19 protein-coding genes are annotated in these 25,463 nt (G+C 40.5%); 5 read left to right on the plus strand and 14 right to left on the minus strand.

The genetic code is table 11. The annotated features are described in order from the left end of the window. Positions 1–4: 4 nt before the first annotated feature. The 4 genes from R2S57_RS09215 (at position 5) to R2S57_RS09230 (ending at position 5,230) form a co-directional block, all read left to right on the plus strand. Positions 5–1,798 carry a RagB/SusD family nutrient uptake outer membrane protein gene (locus R2S57_RS09215; protein ID WP_316844755.1) on the plus strand — a complete coding sequence of 598 codons (1,794 nt, stop codon included), beginning with the start codon at positions 5–7 and terminating at the stop codon, positions 1,796–1,798. Between the two features lie 11 nt (positions 1,799–1,809). Beyond that, positions 1,810–3,375, plus strand: coding sequence for a DUF4957 domain-containing protein (locus R2S57_RS09220; protein WP_316844756.1), 1,566 nt, complete (start codon positions 1,810–1,812; stop codon positions 3,373–3,375). A 76-nt stretch (positions 3,376–3,451) separates the two neighbouring features. Then, positions 3,452–4,474 (plus strand): pectinesterase family protein, encoded by a 1,023-nt coding sequence (locus R2S57_RS09225; RefSeq protein WP_316844757.1) that lies wholly within the window; start codon positions 3,452–3,454, stop codon positions 4,472–4,474. A gap of 15 nt (positions 4,475–4,489) precedes the next feature. Next, positions 4,490–5,230 carry a rhamnogalacturonan acetylesterase gene (locus R2S57_RS09230; RefSeq protein WP_316844758.1) on the plus strand — a complete coding sequence of 247 codons (741 nt, stop codon included), beginning with the start codon at positions 4,490–4,492 and terminating at the stop codon, positions 5,228–5,230. 344 nt (positions 5,231–5,574) lie between these two features. On the opposite strand, the gene R2S57_RS09235 is transcribed toward R2S57_RS09230, so the two are convergent. From R2S57_RS09235 to R2S57_RS09285, 11 genes are all read right to left on the minus strand, one after another. Beyond that, positions 5,575–7,200, minus strand: coding sequence for an NADP-dependent glyceraldehyde-3-phosphate dehydrogenase (locus R2S57_RS09235; RefSeq protein ID WP_316844759.1), 1,626 nt, complete (start codon positions 7,198–7,200; stop codon positions 5,575–5,577). A 119-nt stretch (positions 7,201–7,319) separates the two neighbouring features. After that, a complete protein-coding gene (locus R2S57_RS09240; RefSeq protein WP_316844760.1) occupies positions 7,320–8,759 on the minus strand; it encodes an MFS transporter in 1,440 nt (479 codons plus the stop codon). A 22-nt stretch (positions 8,760–8,781) separates the two neighbouring features. Continuing rightward, positions 8,782–9,444 carry a bifunctional 4-hydroxy-2-oxoglutarate aldolase/2-dehydro-3-deoxy-phosphogluconate aldolase gene (locus tag R2S57_RS09245; RefSeq protein WP_316844761.1) on the minus strand — a complete coding sequence of 221 codons (663 nt, stop codon included), beginning with the start codon at positions 9,442–9,444 and terminating at the stop codon, positions 8,782–8,784. Beyond that, positions 9,437–10,492, minus strand: coding sequence for a sugar kinase (locus tag R2S57_RS09250; protein ID WP_316844762.1), 1,056 nt, complete (start codon positions 10,490–10,492; stop codon positions 9,437–9,439). The genes R2S57_RS09245 and R2S57_RS09250 overlap by 8 nt, the downstream gene beginning before the upstream one ends. A 114-nt stretch (positions 10,493–10,606) precedes the next feature. Further along, the gene (uxaC, locus tag R2S57_RS09255) at positions 10,607–12,007 is read right to left on the minus strand and encodes a glucuronate isomerase (RefSeq protein WP_316844763.1); all 1,401 of its coding nucleotides are present in this window, start codon (positions 12,005–12,007) and stop codon (positions 10,607–10,609) included. A 183-nt stretch (positions 12,008–12,190) separates the two neighbouring features. Beyond that, positions 12,191–13,837, minus strand: coding sequence for an altronate dehydratase family protein (locus R2S57_RS09260; protein ID WP_316844764.1), 1,647 nt, complete (start codon positions 13,835–13,837; stop codon positions 12,191–12,193). Position 13,838: 1 nt separating this feature from the next. After that, entirely contained in the window at positions 13,839–15,371 is a 1,533-nt protein-coding gene (locus tag R2S57_RS09265) for a tagaturonate reductase (protein WP_316844765.1), read from the minus strand. Positions 15,372–15,405: 34 nt separating this feature from the next. Next, a complete protein-coding gene (gene pelA, locus R2S57_RS09270; protein ID WP_316844766.1) occupies positions 15,406–16,416 on the minus strand; it encodes a pectate lyase in 1,011 nt (336 codons plus the stop codon). 113 nt (positions 16,417–16,529) lie between these two features. Then, positions 16,530–18,461: a glycoside hydrolase family 88 protein gene (locus R2S57_RS09275; protein WP_316844767.1), complete on the minus strand. Its 1,932-nt coding sequence runs from the start codon at positions 18,459–18,461 to the stop codon at positions 16,530–16,532. Between the two features lie 5 nt (positions 18,462–18,466). After that, entirely contained in the window at positions 18,467–20,137 is a 1,671-nt protein-coding gene (locus tag R2S57_RS09280; RefSeq protein ID WP_316844768.1) for a glycoside hydrolase family 28 protein, read from the minus strand. A gap of 159 nt (positions 20,138–20,296) precedes the next feature. Continuing rightward, complete coding sequence (locus tag R2S57_RS09285) at positions 20,297–21,253, minus strand: pectinesterase family protein (protein ID WP_316844769.1); 957 nt, start codon at positions 21,251–21,253, stop codon at positions 20,297–20,299. 307 nt (positions 21,254–21,560) lie between these two features. On the opposite strand from R2S57_RS09285, the gene R2S57_RS09290 reads away from it, so the two are divergent. Continuing rightward, the gene (locus R2S57_RS09290) at positions 21,561–23,204 is read left to right on the plus strand and encodes a glycoside hydrolase 43 family protein (protein WP_316844770.1); all 1,644 of its coding nucleotides are present in this window, start codon (positions 21,561–21,563) and stop codon (positions 23,202–23,204) included. Positions 23,205–23,295: 91 nt separating this feature from the next. Here R2S57_RS09290 and R2S57_RS09295 read toward each other — a convergent pair whose 3' ends face one another. From R2S57_RS09295 to R2S57_RS09305, 3 genes are all read right to left on the minus strand, one after another. Beyond that, positions 23,296–23,730 carry a carboxymuconolactone decarboxylase family protein gene (locus tag R2S57_RS09295; RefSeq protein WP_316844771.1) on the minus strand — a complete coding sequence of 145 codons (435 nt, stop codon included), beginning with the start codon at positions 23,728–23,730 and terminating at the stop codon, positions 23,296–23,298. 319 nt (positions 23,731–24,049) lie between these two features. Next, positions 24,050–24,622: a Crp/Fnr family transcriptional regulator gene (locus R2S57_RS09300; protein WP_316844772.1), complete on the minus strand. Its 573-nt coding sequence runs from the start codon at positions 24,620–24,622 to the stop codon at positions 24,050–24,052. Between the two features lie 58 nt (positions 24,623–24,680). Beyond that, on the minus strand, positions 24,681–25,463 hold the full coding sequence (locus R2S57_RS09305; protein ID WP_316844773.1) for a GLPGLI family protein: 783 nt from the start codon (positions 25,461–25,463) through the stop codon (positions 24,681–24,683).

Genomic DNA, 25,463 nt, shown 5'->3' on the forward strand with positions numbered 1-25,463 from the left:
AAAGATGAAAAAGATTATATATACAATGTTTATCCTTACGGCCATTACAATTGTAAGCAGCTGTAAAAAAGCCTTAGATGCTCCAACAAAATCTTCCTTAGATGAATCAGTTATTTTTTCTACCCCATCTCTGGCAGAAGGAACAATTCCGGGTATTTTACAGTCGTTCGGAGAAACCAATTCTTACCGTGGACGCTTTTTGGTTTACTATGGGCTGAATAATGATGCTGAAGTCTATAACGGTTTAAAAACAATAGATGATAAGGCTAAATTATCAAATTACGATGCCAATGTTAACAACGGCCAGATGAATACCGCTGATAATGCCTGGGCTAAATTTTACGAAGGTATTGAAAGAGCTAACCTGGCCATCAGGGGGTTGAGAACTTACGGAAATATTAGCAGCAACCCACAGATGGCTCAGATTCTAGGGGAAATTTTGACATTAAGAGCCGTGTTATATAATGACCTAATTAAAGGCTGGGGAGATGTTCCGGCCCGTTTTGAACCCATTACAAGCGAAACATCATATGTGCCAAAAAACGACAGGGATATCATTTACAAGCAATTATTGGCCGATTTAAATGAGGCAGCAGGCTACTTGCCATGGCCGGGCGAGAACAGCACAACAGCTAAGGTGGAACGAGTAAGCAAGGCTTTTGCCAAAGGCTTAAGGGCACGTCTGGCATTGGCAGCTGGTGGTTATGCCCAACGCCTGGATGGAACTGTGAAATTGAGTGCAGATCCTGATCTCTCGCGTGATAAAATGTATGCCATTGCCAAAAAAGAATGTGTTGAAATCATAAACAGCAATAAATTAAGGTTATTGGGTTTCGAAGAGGTGTTTAGAAAACTGAATGAAGAAGGTGGAGCGGCAGGATTAGAATCGATGTGGGAGATTCCTTTTAGCGAAGGCAGAGGAAGGGTTATTTTCGATTTAGGTGTTAAACATCTTAAAACTGATAAATACACAGGGCAGAATAAAGGGGGCACCGATGGGCCAAACCCGATAATGTTATATGAATTTGATAGGGATGATGTGAGAAGAGATGTAAGCATTGTTCCTTACGAATGGGATGGTGGCACAGGCGATACCGGCGGTTACCAGGTACCTTCGGCCTTAGGGCGTTTATATTTTGGCAAATACCGTTACGAATGGATGAAACGACGTGTTACCTCTACCAATGATGATGGTTTAAACTGGATGTATATGCGCTACTCGGATGTTGTTTTAATGGCAGCAGAAGCCATTAATGAATTGGACGGACCAGCTGCAGCTGCACCGTACCTCAAAATGATCAGAGACCGCGCTTTCCCAACAAATCCAGCAAAAGTAGCTACGTTTATGGCTGCTGTAACGGCATCAAAACAAACATTCTTTGATGCAATTGTAAATGAAAGAGCATTGGAATTTACAGGCGAAATGTTAAGAAAGAACGATTTAATCCGTTGGAACTTATTAGCTGTAAAAATCGCGGAGGCCAAAACCAAACTTCAGCAATTGGAAACCCGACAGGGTAAATACGCAGCTCTTCCAACCAAAATTTATTACCGAACGGCTGCAAATGGTGAAACTGTAGAAATTTATGGTTTAAACTTCGGCGATACCGATGCGCAGGGTGTTGCATTAGGATATACATCAAACAAGGCATGGACAATGGCCGCCAGCGGTGATGCAATTACCTATTGGGACGCCCTTGCCGTTAAAGATCCAAACAAACAGCAGTTCTGGCCCGTATGGCAAGTCTTTTTAGATTCATCTAACGGATTGTTAAACAACAAAAATTTAGGATTATAAACTTACCGGCAATGAAAAGAAATAATATATCTATAATCGTTTTCTTTCTAATCACCTTAATTGGGTTTTCAGCCTGTAAGGATAGTGATTTGGAAGAAGTTACCAAACTACAGGTCGACAGGGCATTTTCACCAACCGATCTTGCAGCGAGTATTGTAAATAAAACAGGCATAAGGTTATCGTGGAAAGCGGTAAACAATGCAAAAACATATACTATTGAAGTTTTTGAAAATGTTGATTTTTCAGGTACCCCTATTAAATCGGTAAACAATATCACTTTTGCTCAGCTGCCCTATACAGTTACCGGTCTTGCCGGCGATACGCAATACTCGGTTAGGGTAAAGGCAGTAGGCGAAAGCATTACCGACTCTAAATGGATCACGGCAATATTAAAAACAGATGCAGAACAAATTTTCCAAACTGTTAATGCAGCTAAATTAACATCAAATACTGTTGTATTAAATTGGCCAGCTGGCGAAACGGCAACAACAATTACACTGACCCCCGGCAACATTACCCATACGGTAACCGCCGCCGAAATTACTGCTGGAGAGGCAACTATAACAGGTTTAACAGGTGAAACATTGTATACGGCAAAACTATTTAACGGAGCAAAAATCAGGGGTAACACTACATTTACCACTTTACTTGATCTTGGGGGTGCCATAGCAGTAATGCCAACGGATAACCTGGCTACTTTAATGGCCAATGCAAAAGCTGGGGATGTATTTGCACTTTTCCCTGGTACCTATACCATTAATGCCGACGTAGCAGTAAGTGCTTCCATTTCGTTAAAGGGTGCAAAACCAACGGATAAGCCGATTATTAAAGGTATGGTGATAAGGTTAAAAGCCAATGCTGGCCTGGGTTTAAAAGATCTGGAAATAGATGGTACAGGTGCATTAAACGGAAATCAGGCCATTATATATGATGAGGCTTCTGATAATGCATATGGCAATCTTTCTGTCGAAAACTGTACAATCAAGAACTATGTTAAAGGTTTGATGTATGTAAACTTAAAAGCAATGATCGAATCCGTTACCATTAAAGGAAATGTGATCAGCAATATAGAATGTAATGGCGGAGATTTTATTGATTTTAGATCAGGTTTAACTAAAACATTAAATTTTTCCAACAATACCGTTTATGCTTCGGTGCTGTCGAGAGATTTTTTCAGAATGGATCCAACAGGTTCTACTAACTTTCCAACCGTTACCTCGGTAATTACAGTTTCAACCAATACACTTAACGGCATCTGTAATGGCGCTGGAAACAGGTTATTTTATGTTCGTTTAGCTAAACATGAAATTTATTTTTCAAAAAACATTGTAGCCAATTCTGGAGGTATTTTAAGCAATCAGGCATCTACCATTATTGTAGCTGCAAATTTTACAGGAAATAATTATTTCAATGCCCCAACATATCTCTCGGGAAGTGCAACATCAGGTGCTAAATATGATACAGGAACTTCTACCACTTTAAATCCTGGTTTTACTGACCCTGCAACTGGTAACTTTACCATTAGCCAAACCGATTTAAGGAGTAACGGAATAGGTGATCCACGGTGGAGAAACTAATTTATATTTATTAAAAAGGGCAGATTTTTATCTGCCCTTTTTAATGAACTTTATACTGCAGATTTAATAAACCAAAATGAAAAGAACCCTTTATATTAAGTTGTTTACCCTTTTCTTTTTAAATGTCTTTTCCATACATTACGCCCATGCCCAGGATACCAAATACCCTTCAACAATCACTGTTGCGCAAGATAATAGCGGGAATTACAAAACCATCCAGGAAGCACTAAATTCGGTAAGGGATTTAGGCGAGAAAGAAGTTAAAATTTATGTCAAAAATGGCATTTACAAAGAGAAACTGATTATTCCTTCGTGGAAAATTAACATCTCGATTATTGGCGAAAGTAGGGAGAATACAATCATCACTTTTGACGATTATTCGGGAAAGCCTAATCTGCTGGGTAAAGATGCCTTTGGCAATGCAAAATTCAGTACCTATACCTCATTTACCGTGCTGGTACAGGGCAGTGATATCCGTCTCGAAAATCTAAGCATCGTTAACGCATCAGGCCGGGTGGGGCAGGCGGTGGCCTTACATGTAGAGGGTGATCGATTTATAGCTAAAAACTGCAGATTTTTGGGCAATCAGGATACGCTATATGCCGCGATTGAAAATAGCCGTCAATATTATCAGGATTGTGATATCGAAGGTACAACCGATTTTATTTTTGGTAAGGCGACCGTGGTTTTTCAACATTGTACCCTAAAAAGTTTAAGTGACTCATATATTACTGCAGCTTCAACCTCCGCCCGGCAAAAGTTTGGATTTGTTTTTATAAATTGTACGCTTATTGCAGATCCATCTGTAACGAAAGTTTATTTGGGCAGGCCCTGGCGACCTTATGCCAAAACAGTATTTTTAAAGTGCAATCTGGGCAAACATATTTTGCGCGAAGGCTGGAATCCGTGGAAAGGCGACAAGATGTTTCCGGATAAAGAAAAAAGTGTTTTTTATGCAGAATATAAAAATAATGGCGATGGCGCATCGCCAAAAACAAGATTACCCTGGACGAAGCAACTAACAGACATAGAGGCGAAAAATTATAATTTAAAAAATATACTGGGTGGAACAGATCATTGGAATCCATTTCATTTATAACATGCTCAATGAGATATGGACAAAAATTTATTTAAAATTTTATCAGTAAGCGTTTTGGCCGTTTTACTTTCTTTTACCATCATCCCAAAGAAAACTAAACTGTATATCATCGGCGATTCTACTGCTGCCAATAAAGAAGAAAAAGCCTATCCTGAAACAGGTTGGGGTATGGCATTACAGTCTTATTTTAAAACAGATGTTACCGTTGATAACCGGGCATTGAACGGAAGGAGTACAAAATCTTTCAGGGCCGAAAAACACTGGGAACCAATTTTAGCGCAACTAAACCCAGGCGATTATGTATTTATTGAGTTTGGCCATAATGATGAGAAAGTAGATAAACCCGAAGTTGGCGTTTCCTTAGCTGATTTTAAAATCAATCTGGTGAATTACGTAAAGGAAAGCAGAAGTAAAAAAGCCTTTCCTGTTTTACTTACACCAATTTCGCGCAGGAGTTTTAAAAATGGCGTTCTGATGGATTCTCACGGTGACTATCCACGTATTATCCGCCAGGTTGCCGATTCTTTAAACGTTCCTTTGATCGATATGCTGGTGAAAACTGAAAGTTTGTTAAACCGCTTGGGTGAAGAACCATCAATCAAATTATTCAATCATGTTGATTCGGGAAATGTGAACTATCCTAACGGCAAGAAAGACAATACGCATTTAAGCCCTGAAGGGGCCAAACAAGTTGCAGGTTTGGTAGTGAAAGGGATCAAGGAGTTAAAGCTAAGTTTGGTAAAGAGTTTGAAGTAAAAAATATGATTTATCATCCTGAACGCTGGGAAGGATCTTTTTGTTAAAGCAATATATTATCTTACAGTAATAATTGATCTGGGGTTCTGCCTTTTATCGCCTGGAGATTCTTCACGGCGTTCAGAATGACAGTAACTTATATTGTCCTCGTTTGTCACAAGGTGATTCCTAGGGAACAATGAGGATGCATGAAAAAGGCGATTGAATCGCCGATTTAGCTTCTTTAACGCATTACAAATGCGGACCTCAACAGTCCTCGTTACAAACGAGGACTATAACACAAAACAAAAAAGCCGCAAATTCATAGCTGTTAATCTGCGGCTTGGTTTTTATAAAATTTCTACTTAGAAAATATACTTCGTACTTAAGAAATTTGAATCATTTCCGTTCACAATTTCGTTTAATAACTTCTTGTTATCCTCCGTAAATTTGGTGGCTACCAAAGATCGGATCGAGAACGAACGCAAGGCATCGACAACAGAAAGTGTTCCTTCGGCACTGTCTTTACGACCCGTGAAAGGGAATACATCTGGTCCGCGCTGGCATTGACAGTTAATGTTTACACGGCTTACCTGGTTAACCAAAGGATCGATTAACGAAGAAATTACCGCAGCATTGTTGCTAAAAATACTCACCTGCTGGCCGTGAGGCGAACCGATTAAATATTCGATAGGTTCTTCTAAATCATCAAATGGAACAACAGGAACAATCGGCCCAAACTGCTCTTCGCGGTATAGTTTCATGTTGCTGTTTACCGGATATACAATTGCCGGATAAACGAATGTTTCTAAGGTTTGACCGCCGTTTTTGTTCACCACTTTCGCTCCGTGAGCAACAGCATCATCAATACATTCTTTTAAGTATTCTGGCTTGTTCAACTCAGGTAGTGGCGTAAGGTTTACTCCTTTTACCCAAGGCATACCAAACTTCAGTTTTTCCACTTCAGCAGATAAACGTTTCAAAAATTCCTGTGCCAGACTACGGTGAACGTACACGATTTTTATCGCAGTACAACGCTGTCCGTTAAAAGAAAGTGAGCCTAAAACGGTTTCAGAAACGGCTAAATCCAGGTCGGCATCTTTGGTAATGATGGCTGCATTCTTTGCATCTAAACCTAAAATTGCCCTCAAACGGTTTACTTTAGGGTGCAGTTTTTTTAGTTCGTTGGCCACTTTACTCGACCCAATTAAGGTAAGTACATTAATTTTTCCCGATTTCATCAAACCCGGAACAATGGTATTACCGCGGCCGTAAATGGTATTGACCACGCCTTTAGGAAAGCTAGAACGGAAGGCTTCCAACAATGGGTAGTGTAATAAAGTACCGTGTTTAGGTGGTTTGAACAAAAGGGTATTGCCCATAATCAAGGCAGGGATCAAGGTGGTAAACGTCTCGTTTAAAGGATAATTAAACGGACCCATGCAAAGTACCACACCTAGCGGAGAACGACGCACCTGGGCCACAATACCCTGCTCTATTTCAAAACGTGATGATTGTCTGTCGATATCCTTCAATGCATCGATAGTGGCATAGATATACTCAACCGTACGGTCGAACTCTTTTACAGAATCGGCATAAGATTTTCCAATCTCCCACATAATCAATTTCGCAACGATTTCTTTTTGCTCCAGCATTTTGTGGGTAAAATTTTCTACGCAGGTTATTCTGTCAGCCACGCTCATAGTTGGCCATTGCCCGCGCCCATTGTCGTAAGCGGCCACAGCTGCATCTAAGGCTTCTGTCGACTCCTTCTCCGTACAAACAGGGAAACTACCAATGCGCTTTCGTTTAAAGCCTTCAGGGGTTTTTACGCATACCGGAGAAAACACTTCGTTAAATGGTCCGTTCCACGGTTTCATTTCTCCATTTGAAAGAAACTCCTTTTGATTGATTTCTTCCGTGAGCCTAAATTCATCTGGAATCTGGCTCTCTTCAACGAAAATACTTTCGAGGTTTAGCGATGTACTCAATTTGGGTTGGTTGTTAGGGTTTATAACTGTGTTAATCTATGGTTTAAGTATAGATTAACCTTGTTGCAAATATACCAATACGCAGATCATTTAACTTTACCTGCGTATTAAATCTGCAATTATTTTAGTTCGATCACTTTATATTTTGGCACTAAGGTTTTCATTACGGTCCAGCCGATTAAGTAACATACTGCACAGATGGAAAAAATGATGAAATAGCCTGCTTCTTCACCTTTAAAACCCATAAAAACAATCTCATTTTTGCCCGTATAATCGAACAATAAACCAGAGCCTTTATTGATGATAAAAGCACCTATACCACCGGCCATGCCACCAATACCAGTAATGGTGGCTATCGCTTTTTTAGGAAACATATCGCCAACGGTTGAAAATATATTTGCCGACCAGGCCTGGTGCGCTGCACCTGCAATACCGATAATGATTACGGGAATCCAATACGTAATATGGCCTAAAGGCTGTGCTGCTAATGCTAAAAGTGGGAAAAAGGCAAAAATCAACATGGCTCTCATCCGTCCTTCGTAAGGGTTCATGCCTTTTTTATCAACGAAATAGGTTGGTAACCATCCGCCAACAATAGAAAGTAGGGTAATCATGTAAAGTACAAATAACGGAAGTGCACTTTGTGTAGAATCCATTCCATAAACTGATTTCAAATAGGCCGGAGTCCAGAACAAAAAGAACCACCATACACCATCCGTCATAAATTTACCAAAGGCAAAAGCCCAGGTTTGTTTGTATTTGAAACAATCAATAAACGAAACCTTCTCTTTAGTTTCTTCGACATAATCTGCCAACTTACGGTCGTTGATTACATCTTGTTGAATATAGGCCAATTCTTCGGCACTCACCCTTTTATGTAGTTCTGGCTTGTTGTACACAAAAACCCATAAGCCCATCCACAGAAAGCCCAAAGCACCGATGATAATGAACGACATTTCCCAACCATAAGCTTTGGCAATAAAAGGAATGGTAATAGGTGCGGCCAATGCGCCAACGGTTGCCCCTGCATTGAAAATACTGGTTGCAAATGCCCTGTCTTTTTTAGGGAAATATTCTGCTGTGGCTTTAATCGCTGCCGGAAAATTTCCAGCCTCGCCAACCGCCAATACAAAACGGGCAAAAATAAATAAGGTAACACTTACTGAAACGACCATCCCGGTATCGTTAACGCGGGAAATGATTTCTTTAGCACCTTCAAAACCTACAAACCAGTTGCCGTTGATGATCCCTGCGGTTGCAATACCACAAAAGGCATGTAAACAGGCACCAACCGACCAAATACCAATGGCCCATAAAAAGCCTTTTTTGGTATCCAGTTTATCAACCAAACGGCCGGCAAAAAGCATCGATATCGCGTAGAAAATAGAAAACAGCGCCGTAATGTTTCCATAGTCATTGTTGTCCCAGTGAAACTCTGGCTTAATAAAATCTGTCCAGGTTAGCGAAAGTACCTGCCTATCTAAATAATTTATGGTCGTAGCTAAGAATAACAGCAAACATATGGTCCATCTGTATTTGCTTGTTTTGTGTTGGTTCATTTGGTTAGATTGTGTTAGGTGTTTATTTGCTTTGCTGAATGAGATTAAGCGCTAATTTTGTATTGTCGAATAACTCTTCGTAAAGGCCTTTGCTCATCACCTCTTTGCTGATGAGTTTGCTACCCATTCCAACAGCGCAGACGCCAGATTTAAACCAGGTTTTTAAGTTATCGGCATTAATTTCTACACCACCGGTTGGCATAAATAACTGTCCGGCGAAAAGATCTTTAATTGATGAAATAAATTCAGGACCTAAAATGTTGGCAGGGAAAATTTTGATCAGCATAGCCTTGTGTTCCTGTGCAATGCTGATTTCAGTTGGTGTCATACAACCTGGGATCCAGAGCATACCGATTTTATTGGCAATTTCGGCAACTGCGGGATTAACGATCGGTGCGACAATAAAATCTGTTCCCGCTTCGATAAAGGCATGTGCATCTGCAGGGGTTTTAATCGTTCCAATACCCAGATAAAGATCGGGCATTTCGGCATCGCGTATTTCCTTTAACTTTTTAAAGTTGGGTAAAGCCGACTTACCGCGGTTGGTATACTCGAAAACACGCACGCCCGCTTTATACAAAGTGCGTAATATTTCTACGCTACCCTGTTCGCTCTCCTGATAAAAAAGGGGTAACATGCCCTGCTCTAAAATGGCATCTAAAATTTTGTGCTTGTTATTAATCATTGCGTATTATTCTTTTTTCTATATCTGCTACTGTACTGGTTGTAGCATCACTTGGAATGTATAATTTATCGTATGCTGCTGCGGTGGCAAAGTTTAAAGTTTCTTTGGCCGATAACTGGTTATAAAAACCATAAATCAAGCCTGCCATAAAACAATCGCCACTACCCACTTTATCTAAAATCTCTTCAGAAACATATTCTTCAGAAACGGTTAATTCATCAGCAGTATAAATAGCCGTATAATACCTGATTCCTTTGCCATGATCGAACCTAAAGGTATTGGCTACCGCCTTACATGCCGGAAACAAACTTAATATTTCTTTAGAAGTATCGGTTGCCTGTTGCAGTAACGTTTCCTTTGCATAACCCTCGGTCGCTGTTAAGTCTTCGTGAAGTGCAGTACCCAACATTTTATTTGCCGCCCATACATTGCCCATAATCAGCGTGCAATATTGCGCCAGTTCAGGCAAAATATCAATCGGATCTTTACCGTATTTCCAAAGTTTTGCACGATAGTTTAAGTCTAAAGAAATGGTAATATTTTTTGCATTGGCTACTTTTAAAGCTTCCAGGCAAACATCCGCAATAGATTGATTGATTGCGGGGCATATTGCACTGAAGTGAAACCAGCTCACGCCTTCAAAAACCTCATCCCAGTTAATTTGCCCAACCTTTAAACTAGCGTAGGCTGAGTTTGCCCGATCGTAAATTACCCCGGCATTTTTAAGGTCTTTCCCTTTTGGAAGATAATATAAACCCAAACGCTCTCCATGGTAAACCATTGGTGCAGTGTCTATGTTTTTGGCATCCAGATAATCTACGATTTCGCGGGTTACCGAATTATCAGGCACAGCCGATAAATAGGTAGAAGGTACATCCCAAAGGGCCAGTGCAGTAGCTACATTCAGCTCTGCACCGCCAACATAAAATGGAAGTTTGTTTTCTTTTAACCATTGGCCATCCATATCGGGGCAGATGCGTAAAAGTATTTCACCAAAGCTTAAAACTTTTTCTCCTTTTTTTGATGAAGCGAATATTTGGCTGCTCATTTTTGTGTCTAATCGGCGTAATTCATGTTGTTTTCTGCAACGGTATGAAAATGGAAGGAAAACGATTGAAATGATTAGATTCCAACGAAATACCTCTTTAAAGCCCTATTTTGGTTAAAATTTAAAGTAATTTTTTGCGTTAAAGTACGAAATATCCTGAACAATCTTGCCAACCCACTCCAGGTCGTTAGGCAATTCGCCATTCTCAATATCTTCTCCAAAGAGGTTACAAACAATTCTTCTGAAGTATTCGTGACGGGGAAAAGAAAGGAAACTGCGCGAATCGGTAAGCATACCAACCAGGCGGCTTACCAAACCCATGTTTGATAGTGCATTTAATTGTTTGATCATGCCATCTTTCTGATCCAGAAACCACCATGCCGAACCGAACTGTACTTTACCAGCAATAGAACCGTCGTTAAAGTTTCCGATCATGGTTGCAATTAATTCGTTATCGGCGGGGTTAAGATTGTAGATAATGGTTTTTGCCAATTTATCCTGATTATCCAAACGGTTTAAAAATTTAGAAAGCATTCTGGCCTGACTAAAATCGCCGATCGAATCCCAACCGGTATCAGGGCCCAACTGCCTTAACATCCTTGCATTGTTGTTGCGCAATGCCCCCAGGTGATATTGTTGTACCCAGCCCTTCTCGTGATCCCACTCTGCAAAATAAACCAGCATGGCCGATTTAAATTTAAGGTTCTCCTCTTCAGAAATACCTTGTTTACCACGGATTTTATCAAAAATACCTGAGATATCTGCTTCGGTATAATCTTCAGCATAAATTTGCTCCAAACCATGATCGGAAACCGAACAGCCATTTGCGGCGAAGTAATCGTGACGGCTTTTTAAAGCATCAATATAATCCTGGAAACTGCTGATCGTTTTATCTGCTACACCTTCCAGTTTGTTGATATATTCGTTTAAACCTTCAATGTCGTCGCTGTTCATCGCTTTATCAGGGCGGAAAGCAGGTAACATTTTAAGGTTAACACCTTCCCTTGCCAATTGCTGATGAAAGTTTAAACTATCCAGCGGGTCGTCGGTAGTACAAACGGTCTCTACATTCATTTTAGCCAGCAAACCGCGTACAGAATATTCAGGTGTTTGCAGTTTCGCAGAACATTCGTAGAAAATTTTCTGCGCGGTTTTGCCCGAAACCAAATCATTTATACCAAAATAACGCTGAAGCTCTAAATGCGTCCAGTGGTACAAAGGATTACGCAGGGTATAAGGAACGGTTTCTGCCCATTTCTCAAATTTCTCATAATCTGATCCTACACCCGTAATGTATTTTTCATCCACGCCATTGGCACGCATGGCTCTCCATTTATAATGGTCGCCTGCAAGCCAAACCTGACTGATATTTGCAAATTGCATGTTATTGGCAATTTGCTCCGGAATCAGGTGATTGTGGTAATCAATAATCGGCAATGGTTTTGCAAAATTATGGTAAAGTTTTTCAGCTGTTTTGCTTTGCAAAAGAAAATTTTCGTCTAAAAAAGGTTTCATGTTATGTAATTTGAGACATTAGATAGTAGGTTTGAGTTGATCAAAACAACTATCTATTAGCTTTTATTTATCCCCCGGTCTGTGTCCTCACAGATCGGAATTCCATTTATATTTTATCTATCGTGGTCTGTGAGAACACCGACCCCGGAATTTGACTTAGCATCTAAGACTTCAGACTATGGACTAAAGACTAACCCCCCGTTTCCAGGGAATAAAATCATCCTGATTAAGCAATACTGCTTTAGGTATTACTTCGCCACTGGCTGCTTTAATGCAATATTCCAAAATATCCTCACCCATCTGTTCGATGGTTTTTGCGCCTTCGATTACCGGTCCGCAGTTGATATCGATGATATCGCCCATACGTTGGGTTAATGCATTATTGGTGGATACTTTGATTGTTGGGCAAACTGGATTTCCGGTAGGCGTTCCCAAACCTGTGGTAAACAAAATCAAGGTTGCCCCAGCAGCTGCTTTACCTGTAGTAGCTTCCACATCGTTTCCTGGTGTGCAAACCAGGTTTAATCCAGGTTTTGTTGCAGGTTCAGTATAATCTAAAACATCTTCTACTGGCGATGTTCCACCTTTTTTGGCGGCTCCGGTACTTTTAATTGCATCGGTAATTAAACCATCTTTTATATTTCCAGGGGATGGATTCATGAAAAACCCCGAACCTACGTTTTCTGCAGATTGATTGTAAGCCGTCATCAACTGAATGAACTTACGTGCCGCAGTTTCGTCTTTGGTACGGTCGATCAATTGTTGTTCGGCTCCGCAAAGTTCAGGGAATTCGGCAAGCAATACCGTTCCGCCCAAAGCCACCAATAAATCTGAAGTATAACCTACTGCCGGGTTTGCGCTGATTCCACTAAACCCATCGCTACCACCACATTTGACCCCTAAAACCAATTTGCTTAATGGTGCGGGCTGGCGTTCGATTTTATTGATTTCGGTTAAACCGATAAAGGTTTTTCTGATCGCTTCTTTTACCAGTTGTTCTTCACTCTGGGATTGTTGCTGCTCGAAAATAAATAAAGGTTTATCAAAATTTGGACTACGGTGTTTTAAGTCGTCCATAAAATCTTTCACCTGTAAATTCTGGCAGCCTAGGCTCAATACTGTTACACCTGCAACGTTCGGATGATCAGCATATGCGGCCAATAATTTACTCAACACGGCAGCATCCTGACGGGTACCGCCACAACCGCCCTGGTGATTTAGAAATTTAATGCCATCCACATTTTTAAAAACACGGTTGGCCGATGGATTTGTCAGTCCGATTGAACTCGGATCAGCCTCTTCTAAAATTTCGCCGTTTTTATAAGCCTCAACCAGCTGGTGGGCATAAGATTTATATTTATCGGTTACGGCATAACCCAATTCGTTGTGTAAAGCCTCACGGATGACATCTAAATTGCGGTTCTCGCAGAAAACAGTCGGAATAAATAACCAATAATTTGCCGTTCCCACACGGCCATCGCTACGGATATAACCGTTAAAAGTTCTGCCTTCAAATTTAGAAACATCAGGTGCATGCCATTCGTAATGGTATGGGCGGAATTCATATGGATCTGAAGCATGTTTAGTGTTTTCAGTATCCATTAAACCACCTTTAAGAATAAAATGCTGCGCTTTACCTACCAGTACGCCATACATCATGATGTGATCGCCTGCATTCATGTCCTGCATAAAAAACTTATGCTTGGCCTGTATATCATCCTGCAAAATATATTCCTGTCCATCATAAATAACGGTTTCGCCTTTTGCCAGGTTTTGCAGGGCAACAAGTACGTTATCGTTTGGATGGATTTTTAAAATTCTAGTAACCATTTTAAATTGTTCTTTCTGAATGCAAGTTACTTAAAGTTTCTTTTGCACCCTTGTTCTGTAATAAGTCAACGTAAGATTTTACGGCCGCATTAAAGCCTGGATAATTGTTCAGGTTTTTATCCCAAAGGCGTCTGTCGCCAAGGGTATTGTTCACCACCGTTTCAGGATTTTTCCAATATTCGTATAAGATTTCTGCAAACTCATCCTGAACCGGATAGGTTTTTCCGTTTGCATTTGCAGTGTAATTATCACCCTCTTTATTCACATTCATAAAAAGGATATAAGCCGCAACGCCTAAAGTAGTTAATTGAGGTGCTTCGTTTTTTAACGCATAATACCTCCTGATTAATGGCATATTACGCATTTGCATTTTTGACGTAAAGTTGAGCGTAATGGCCTGCCATTGGTGTTCTAAAGCAGGGTTGCTGAAACGATCAATCACACTTTCGGCAAAAGCAATCGCCTCCTCATAGGTAATATCTTCATTTACCACAACAGGTGCGATTTCATCTTTCATAAGTTTTAACACATTATTCGCGAAATCCTCATTCGCCATCGCTTCTTTTACGGTATTGAAACCCGCTAAAATGGCCAGTCCGCAGCTGATGGTATGTGTACCGTTTAACAAACGGAGTTTTAACTCTTTAAATTTATCGATTGACGGAACAATAAAAACACCTTTATCAGCTTTTGCAAAAGACAAAATTTCCTTTACTTTTTCGCTCGATGATTCAATGGCCCAAAGCCTGAAGGGCTCGGCCATAATCATCAGTTCATCTTCATAACCCAGTTCGCTTTCAATGGCTTTTTGTGCTGTCTCAGGGAGTTTTCCAGGCACGATCCGATCAACCAATGTCTTGCAAAAATAATTGGCCGTTTTTAACCAGTTCTCGAAATCCCAGCCCAATTTGTTCTGGATGGCCAGGTCCAATACAATTTCTTTCAGCTTGTCGGCGTTATCGCTGATCAACTCTGTGGGCACAATCACCATACCGCTATCAACAGCGCCATTAAAAGCTTTATATCTTTCGTGCAGGAAAGCCAGTAACTTACCCGGATAGGATTGAGGTGGATTATCGCTGATCTTATCTTCGCTTTTAACAATACCCACTTCGGTTGTATTTGAAATTACAACCTGCATTTCGGGCTGATGGGCAGCTTTTAAAATTTCGGGCCAATCTAGCGAAGCCGACAATACACGGCTGATAGATGAGTTGATTGAATTCTCCTCTACATTAACGCCATCTTCAATACCTTTTACACAAAGTGTATATAAATTGTCCTGTTTAGAAAAAGCATCTGAACCGCCTTTTGACGTAGATTTAACCACCAAAACACGGCCATTAAAAATACCCTTCTGGTTGGCTTTATCAATAAAATAATCAGGCAGGCCACGTAATAAAACACCTGTTCCAAACTGAATTACTTTTTCTGGTAAGGCCAGAATTTCGGCTGTAGGTTTCGTAACCTTATCGCCGTTAATGTTTGCTAAATTTTCTTTGTTTAAAATCATTGTTCTTACGATTTCTGTCATTGCTTTGTACCTCGCAACAACATTTATACTTTAGTTATTTCCCGTTGGCGATTAACCACTTCGGATATTCTTTTTCAATTAATTTCTGCCCCCAGTTGCCATACCAGGCATAACCGTTTCTTCGCTCGGGGCTTAACTCTTCTAATTTTGTTTTGATTGTATTGTCTCGGTCGCCGAAAATAGGTGTGTTTTTCTCCAGGTCGTAAAAACGTGCCCAGGTCATGCTTGCCTGATCGGCCACCAAAGCCGAAACGTTCTTATTGCGGTCGAACCGATAACCTGCAATTTTATAGGTATCGAACCATTTTACCGCTGCCGCAACGGCAGTTTTTATTTCTGCTGATGGATTTTTAATCCGCATTAAAAAACGGATAATTCCTGCCGATTCGCTTGTACTCAACGATGCTGGTTCGAATGCCCTGGCTTTTGCTGGCAACATCGAATCTTTATCATATTGAGCTGCCCAGATAGTTAAAGCGCCATGCTGCCTTACCTGCGTTTTGAGAATGCAATCGATACCCTTTGACACCGCTTTTTCTGCCTTATTAAGGTAAGCAGTGTTAACCACTTCGAAGCCATTCTGCTGTGTTGCAATATCCTGTAAGATATTGAGTACATTGATCATCGCATCATCGTTGTAGGTAATTTCTGAGCGGTACAAGGCTTTATCCGGATAATACTGCGGCCAGCCACCGTTACCATACTGAGCGGATAAAATATAACCCAATCCTTTTTCTGCTGCTGCTAAATACGTTTTTTTATTTGTTTTTTTATAGGCCTGAACAAGGTATACCACTTCTCTGCTTGTGGCTTTGTTATCGAAGGTGGCATGCAGGTCTTTGGTGGCTTTGATCTTTGCCAAAAGATCTGGTGTTATGGTTGCACCATAGTTAACCACACTTTTATCTTCCAGCTGCTTTGGCCAACCGCCATTGCCCAACTGATAAACGAGCATTTTATCTGCTGTAGAATCGGTAGGCTGCTGAGCATAACACGATAACAGCAAAGTGCTACAGATCAGGGTTAATAATATTTTTATTTTCATTATATGTCTCTTATTTGTTTTACCAGGGAGACACGGATTAACACGGAGGATTTTCACTCCATAACCATTAGCTAATCTTCTGTGTTTCCGTGGCTATATTTAATTTTCCAATGTTACTTTTTCCCCGGAACCTGTTTAATCAGCCAGTTTACCAGATCATTGGTAGCTTTAAAATTTTCAAATTCTGCCGGCAATTTTCTACCATCGGTATACTCATTGTAAAACCATGGATCACCTACTGCGAAAACAGTTCCTTTACCATATTTCGCCGTTGCAACGATCACGTCGCCTTTATCGGTTAAAGCAGAAACTGCAGGGCTTTTGACTGCAATTGTGGAAATCTCCTTGATATAAACTTTCTTTGCTGTTTTAAAAATTGAATTTTCCGTAGGAATATTTACTGCACCCTGTTCAAAATTTGCACCCTGAACTTTGTTGCGGCTATCTTCGTTAAAATGGATTCCGAAAGTTTCTGGCAGTACGTTGAATTTCGATATTTCACAATTGCCCACATCATTTAACAAGAGCACCAAAACACCTCCTGCTTTAACCCAATCGCCAATCTGTTTAGCATGCGCAGCATTCATAAAATTAGGATTGGCCGTTTCTTTCTCGGTATCGGGATCAACAATGATATAAATGTTACTTCCTTTTAAATTTGCTGTGGTGGGCGCCATTTTAAGCGTAGAGGTTTTTACGCCTGCATCGTTAAATATTTTTCCGAATAGCGAAAACCCATTGTTATCATCTTCTGCCCAAACATAATGGAAAGGAATCTTTTCTCCGGTAGGACCTGTAGTGTATTCGTTATTAAAAAAATTATCAACGGCAACGGTTAAGCCTTTGCCTGGTTTTGGCAACATGTCGATTTCCATTTCGGCAGCAGCGCAAACAAACGCTCCCATACCTTTTGGATCGTTGGTGATTACTTTTTCACTGATGTAATAGTCGAAACTTCCATCGCGGTATTTAGGCTTTCCACCCAAACCCGATACCGAAACGGTTTTGGTCAGGTTTATTCTTTCATCTCCTGCCTGTTCAACAAATTCTTTCTTTAAACCGGTATAACCTTTATTGGCAGCTGTCATAAAAGAAGGAGATAACCAACCTTTGCGTACGCCTTTAGCCAAGCCGTACACAAACATGCTCGAAGCCGAACTTTCCAGATAGTTTCCTTTTCTGGCAGGCATATCTAAGATATCAAACCAAACACCCGATTTTGGATCCTGGTATTTTACCGCTGCTGTTGCCGTACGGTTTAAAATGGCGATCAATTCTTTTCGCTGTGGATGATTGGCTGGAAAGTTATCCAATACATCTACCAATGCCATAATGTACCAGCCCATCGCCCTAGCCCAAAAGTTTGGCGAGCGACCGGTTGTTTTATCCGCCCATTGTTCAGCTTTGCTTTCATCGTAACCGTGATAAAGCAGGCCTGTTTTGGCATCGCGCGAATTCTTTTCCATCAGGATGAATTGTTTGGCGATATCATCAAAGGCCGCATCTTTTTTCATCAGCTTCGCATACTCTGCATAAAAAGGCTCACCCATATACAAACCATCCAACCACATCTGGTTGGGATAAATTTTCTTATGCCAGAATCCCCCTTCTTTGGTTCGCGGTTGTTTTTGCAGCTGATCATATAATTTAGTTGCCGCTAGCAAATATTTCTGTTGTCCGGTAACTTGGTACAACAACAATAACGAACGACCATTTTTTACGTTATCGATATTAAAATCTTCAGCTTTGTAAGTGGTGATATTTCCTTCTTTATCCAAATAGGCATCCATAGAGTTTTGGATGTACTTAAAATACTTTCCGTCACCTGTATTACGCCAAACCGCTGCAGCGCCTTCCAAAACTACCCCCATATCATACGACCATCTCGGTCCTTTTTGACCTTTTAAAACGATGGTATCCTGCCAAAGCTTTTCCATCGCAGTTAGCGTTAACTGTTCTGATAATTTCTTTTGGGCAAATCCACTTTGTGATAAAATGGAAAAACCAATGAGGGCAGCTGTTGTATATAGAATTAATCTCTTCATGTTTGTTATTTTGAAATTTCCAATGCTTTTTTATTCACTTCTGCACCTAAAAGCGAAGTTGTTTTGGCTTTGGAAACATCTGTTCCGCTAATCTTTACGCCATTTGATTTTTCTCCACTCACATCAAACAGCACTTTACTATTAATTGGATAGGTGAGATTACTGATATTGATATCCGATCCATTCTGGATCATCACAACCGGACTGGTATTATCAGTAATTACGTTTATATTTTTCAGGAAAATTCCGGCAGCTTCAATAATTTCAATCCCTTTTTTGGCTTTAATCGTTACATTCTCCAGATGGATGCCTTTGATATTCATCTCTGGCAAACCCCTAAAAAATATGGCCTTCTCGGCGCCATTGGCCACTACATCTTTAATATAAAAATTTTTAAACTGAGGTGTAGCTTCAGTAACCGGAACGGTAACGGTTTTAATGGCTTCACGTTTTTCGCCAGCCAAAGGAACCGGATCCACGGCGGCATAGTACATATCGAACAAAATGGCTTCGCCCGGAATATCAATCATGTTGATGTTGTTGATGTAAATATTTTCTACCACACCACCACGGCCACGGGTAGTTTTAAAACGCAGGCCAATATCGGTACCGATAAAAGAGCAATCGTACACCCAGATATTTTTCGCCCCACCACTCATTTCGCTTCCAATCACAAAACCGCCATGTGCGTGGTAAACCACATTATTTCTTACAATAACGTTTTCCGTAGGTACGCCACGTTTGCGGCCAGCTTCATCTCTTCCCGATTTAATGCAGATCCCGTCATCACCAACATCAAAAGTACTGCCTTCAATTAATACGTTTTTGCACGATTCTACATCAACTCCATCGCCATTCTGCGCAAACCAAGGGTTTTTTACCTGTAAATTTCTTAAGGTTAAATCTTCACATAATAATGGGTGTAAGTTCCAGGCAGGCGAATTTTGAAAGGTAACGCCTTCCAAAAGTATTCTTTTACAGCCGGTTAATACCAGTAAATTCGGACGGAGGAAATCTTTAATATCCTCATAATCAGCAGCGGTTTTGCCGGCTTCAATTACACCTGCATTTTTGGTATTCGAACCTTTAACGGTTTTTTCAGATGGGTACCACATTTTTCCATCGGCCCTAACCAAACCACCAGAGGCCACCAAAGTTTTCCACTGTGTTTCGCTAAGTTTATCTTTTTTAACCATACGCCAGGCACCACCATTTCCATCGATAATCCCTGTTCCGGTAATGGCGATATTTTCGAGGTTAACACCCGAAATCGGGCTCTGGTTCCGCCACGCAGGCTGTCCTTCCCAGTTTCCTTGCACCAGTTTATATTGGGTAAAATCGTTGGTAAACTGAAGGATGGCATCACGTTTCAAGTGCAGGTTTACATTACTTTTTAATTCGATGGGTCCGGTTAACCATAAGCCGGAAGGAATTAACACCACGCCACCACCTTTTTGACTCACGCTTGCAATGGTTTTATTAATACTTTGTGTATTTAAGGTAATGCCATCGCCCTTTGCACCAAAGCGCACAATGCTCGTGGTATCTTTTTTAAATTCAACCTGCTCGATTACGGGTAGGCTTTGCTTTTGTTGTGCCACAGCAGTTGCAGAAGATAAGATCAAACATGCCAGAGCTACTTTAGTACGGCATAAACCACCAGAAATATGTTTCATTATTTGCGCTGTTAAATTATACTTGGTTATTGTAATAACAAGTGTACGTTGTTTGCATCTAAAATAGAAGAGAAATCTATGCAATCGTTGCCGGAACTTAAAGCAAAAATGCCTCATTAAAACGAGCGCTAACAACTGAATATCATATATTTACCTTACTTATTTTACCCCCGGATTCCATCCACGGAAAACGTTTTCCAAAATATAAGCCTTATACTCCTCGCTTGTTAATTGGTGCGACCAATTTGCCCTGTTTTTCGGATCGGCCCCTTTTCCCATGCTTTTATATTCAGCATAATAAGCGGTTTTCTCATTGCTCTCTTTGCCCCAGCTGTTCCAGCCTTCGGGGCGGATAAAATCGGGCAATTCACAGTGGAGATAGGCAACTTTTGCATAAGGCCTCCAGGGGCGGCCCAAATAGAAACTATTGGCTGTTGCATCGCCTTTTACTTTGCATTTATTGAACACATAACCGAACTTTGTGGTATCGGCCGTTGAGGCTGCAGTAATGTAACCTGCCCTTTTGCAGAAAATCGTGCAGCTTTCGAACCAGGCCGTAGAAGCACCAAAAATAAAATCTACCGTTCCCTCTATGTAGCAATTTTTATAATATTGACGGTTGTTGCCGCCATAGGTATAAAGCGTATCCTGAAAACCCAGGAACCGGCAATTGGTGAAAATCAGTTTATCACCTCCAGCCCAAACGGCCACCGCTTGCCCTACTGGGCCAGATGAATTTTCGAAAGTAATGTTCTCTGCCGAAAAACCTTCCCCATAAATATAGAAGCTAGAAGAACCTGAAGTGCCTTTATCTTCACCAAAAGGATTTTTCTTCTGGGCATAATCATCGTAGGTTAAAATGGTTTCATTTAAACTTTCGCCAATAAACTTTACATTCTTTTTAGAAGCAGCCAATATCAATTTCTCTTTATAAATGCCCTTTTTGATCAAGATTACGGTTGTTTTATTTCTGAAATCTGGCACCGCATGGATGGCTTCCTGTACGGTTTTAAAGTTTCCACTTCCATCGGCGGCCACAACAAAATCGGGTTTAACCTCAAAAGCATTTGCCGCAAATGAAATGACTAAAAGAAAAAATAAAATACTTGCTTTCATATCAATTTGGTTAGGCTTAAATTAAAATCGGCCACGTAAAGTATAAACTTTGTAACGCAGCCGTGTTTTAAAATATATGATGAGCAATTTTAAACATTAATATTCGTCTGAAAGAAATTTTGATCAGATTAAACGTTGCAAACGATGTCGGGAACGATTGCACAATAAGCATTTGTCTTAAAATAAAAAAAAAGCTAACCTTGTTGGCAACCCAGGTGGCATCATGCTGATCCGAGCTATCGGATTTGTTTCAGCATCCTGGTCCTAAGCTATTATTGACCAAATATTAATAAAAAATCATTGTAAGATGAAATATCTCTACAGTTCAATCCTAATTATAAGCTTTAGTATAAATGCCTTTGCACAGCAATTGCCAGATAACCGATACATTTCTAAAGTTTGGGTATCCGATCAGGGCAACGGTACTTACAGAAACCCGGTAATTAATGCCGATTATTCCGATCCCGACGCGATCCGCGTAGGGGATGATTTTTATATGATCGCCTCGAGTTTCGATGCCATACCCGGATTGCCGATCCTACATTCGAAAGACCTGGTGAACTGGAAAATAATCGGTCACGCCTTAAACCGACAGCCACCATTCGTTCATTTCGAAAAAACACAGCATGGCAATGGTGTTTGGGCACCAGCTATCCGTTACCACAATGGCGAATTTTACATCTATTACCCAGATCCCGATTTTGGCATTTATTTAACTAAAGCAAAAACGATAACGGGTGAGTGGTCTGCACCGAAGTTGGTTATCTCTGGCAAAGGATTGATCGATCCTTGCCCTTTTTGGGATGAAGATGGCAAAGCTTATCTGGCCTATGCTTATGCAGGTAGCCGGGCAGGAATTAAAAGTGTATTGGCCGTTATGGCATTAACCAACGATGGCTTAAAAGCAAGAGGAACAGGCCAGATTGTTTACGATGGACATGAACTTGATCCAACGATTGAGGGGCCAAAATTTTACAAACGCGATGGCTATTATTATTTATTTGCACCGGCAGGAGGCGTTTCCACAGGTTGGCAACTGATTTTAAGAAGTAAAAGTATTTACGGCCCTTATGAAAGAAAGGTAGCTATGGATCAGGGGAAATCTGCTGTAAACGGACCGCACCAGGGTGCCTGGGTAAACACGCAGACCGGCGAAGATTGGTTTCTTCATTTTCAGGATAAGGATGCTTATGGCCGCGTGGTACACCTCCAACCAATGAAATGGATAAACAACTGGCCAGTTATTGGGGTGGATGCAGATGGCGATGGAAAAGGCGAACCGGTTATCACCTACAAAAAGCCAAACGTAGGTAAAGTTTATCCAATAGAAACTCCTGTAGAAAGTGATGAATTCGGAACTTCAAAATTAGGTTTGCAATGGCAATGGCAGGCCAATCCACAATCAACATGGTTATTTACCGATGCTGCCAAAGGTTTGTTAAAATTATACACGGCGAAAGTGCCTGATGGGGCTAAAAATCTATGGGATGTTCCGAACTTATTGCTACAGAAATTCCCTGCTGATGAATTTATGGCTACAACCAAGCTCAACTTTAAACCCAACCCGAAATTGGAAAATGAAAAAACCGGCTTGGTTGTAATGGGAAGAAGTTATGCGCAGATCAGCATCAAGGGTAAAAAAGATGGGTTCTACCTCATGTATGGTGTTTGCCAAAATGCCGACAAAGAAAAAACCGAAAATGAAAAGGAAATTGCAAAGCTTAAAACAGGTTCGGTATATCTTAAGGTTAAAGTTTTGCCAGGTTCGAAATGCCAGTTTAGCTATAGCGAAGATGGAATGAGTTTCATCAATGCCGGCGATGAATTTCAGGCTACTGCAGGGCAATGGATCGGTGCAAAGATAGGGATATTTGCCATTAGAGATACGCAAACAAATGATTCCGGAATTGCCGAATATGATTGGTTTCGCGTTCAAGCTTTAAAAGAATGATGAAGAATCAAGATGATTCATTTTTAACAGACACTAAGTATTTTTTTAAATAGACCTTGCAGGTTTCGGAAACCTGCGAGGTCTGAAAGATTTACCCTACCATCACTTTGGCGGTAATCGCCAATCTGTTCCAGGCATTAATCGTTACAATGGCCATAATAATCTGTGCCAGTTCTTGTTCGCTGAAAAAGCTTGCTGCTTTTTGATAAACAGCGTCTGAAACGTGATTGCTAATTAAAGTTACCTGCTCTGTTAAAGCCAAAACGGCCTGTTCCTGCTCAGTAAAAATTGTTGTTTCTCTCCATGCGTTTAATAGATACAAACGTTTTTCAGTTTCGCCAATTTTACGGGCATCTGTAGAGTGCATATTTAGGCAAAAAGCACAACCGTTAATTTGAGAGGCACGCATTTTAATCAGTTCTAAAAGGATTGGATCTAACTTGCTGCTTGATAAATATTTCTCTAAACCATACATGGCCTGGTAAGCTGCAGGTTCTACTTTTGGGATATCAATTCTACTTTCCATTTTATTTGTTTTTTGATTACGATGTAAAGTTCGGCATCCTTAAAATCAAAAAACTTAATGTAGTTTAAGAAATGATTGCCTAACACAAAGGGCATATTTTTTTGCCACGGAAGCACGGATTAACACGGAGTGGTTTCGTAGCCTGTGCCCTCATTAATGTCGTTAAATTATGTTTGCCTGTAACTAGGGCTTAACTTAATAGCATTGGTGTCCTCATAAACCATTTGTTTTCTTTTTCAATACCCGTACGATATTTATCCGTACCTTCTGTGTTTCCGTGGCCCATGTTAAACAAAACTAAGGCTGTGGGCTCCGTGGCTTATATCTTCTTCGCCCTGATCTTACTTAGAAACTCCGGCGTAAAACCCAGATAGGAAGCCAGCATATACTGTGGCACCCGTTGCACAAATTCAGGGAATAAACTATTAAAATGGCGGTATCTTTCTTCGGCAGTTTGGCTATATAAAAATTTGATCCTTCGCTGCGAAGCCTGATGATTCTTTTGTAAGATCAACCTGAAATACCTTTCCAGTTTCGGTAATTTATGGAACATTTCATCATAGTGATGATGCTCAATGGCAATCACTTCAGTAGCCTCCGCAGCCTGGATATAAAATTCTGAATGTTCCTGAAACAGAAAACTGGTAAGATCGGTAATCCACCAGTTTTCTATAGCAAACTGCGTGGTTTGTTCAGCACCTTTAATATCGATAAAATATAGCCGTAAACAACCCTTTATTACAAAATAATTGGCCCTGCAGGTTTGTCCTTCTTCCAATAAAAAGGCTTTCTTTTTAACCGAAAAAGATTTGAGCAAAGGAGCAAGAATCTCTTGTTCATCATTACTCAAATCTATAAATCTATTAATATGCTGATAAAGTGCAGTACTCATTGTTATACCATTTGATTTGCTAAAATAGGCATAATTATAGAAACGAAACTTACACCATCTAAAGCGAAAAGGCCTTATAAATGGGATGCGCGTATTCGCCCCAGTTTTTCATCGCAGACAATAATATGGCCTTTAAACCTTTATTATCGGTGGGTTTCCCTTTTGTTGGTGCGGTTAAATCCTTTTCAGGCACCGCAATTTCGGTTACTTTGGTGGCAAACCAGGTTACGTTTTCGTGTGGTAAAGCCAAACCTAATATCATCCCAGGTAATCCCGTAAATGATTCAGGCCCGCCCGAAACAGCAATCTGGTTCGAATAATAAGCCACCACATAAACCGAATCCATAATAATTGCATTTGCCCTTCGGCATTCATAGCCGGCAATTTCCCGCGTTTCGTCGGTAATTTTCCAGTTGATTTTACGTATGCTATCCTTTACCAGATAAGTATCCTCGTAAACACTCTTTTGCGTAGTACTGCTCTGCAAGTCGAAATTTGTGGCAATGGTATTTTTTAGATCGGCCAGCACATCTGTCGACAGCCAGTTATTGTTCATGGTTTCTTCTACCGTTTGCCATTTATACAAGCTTTTATCCTTGGTAAAACTCAGTGTGCTTTTGGCTGCTTTAAACTGGGGGTTATTCTTTTTATATTGATCAAAGGCATCATTCATATAGGTTTCGTTGTCCTTATTGATTTTCTTTTTAATGATGGCGTACATATTCGATCTTTTCTCAAATTCGATCACTCCATTTTGAACAAAGTGTATATTTTGGGCAAAAAGATCGCTGCTGATGAAAATAACAGCAAATAGGATGATATATTTTAGTGTAGTTTTCAT

This window comes from Pedobacter psychrodurus (assembly GCF_032678585.1).
GTDB classification, from domain to species: domain Bacteria; phylum Bacteroidota; class Bacteroidia; order Sphingobacteriales; family Sphingobacteriaceae; genus Pedobacter; species Pedobacter psychrodurus_A.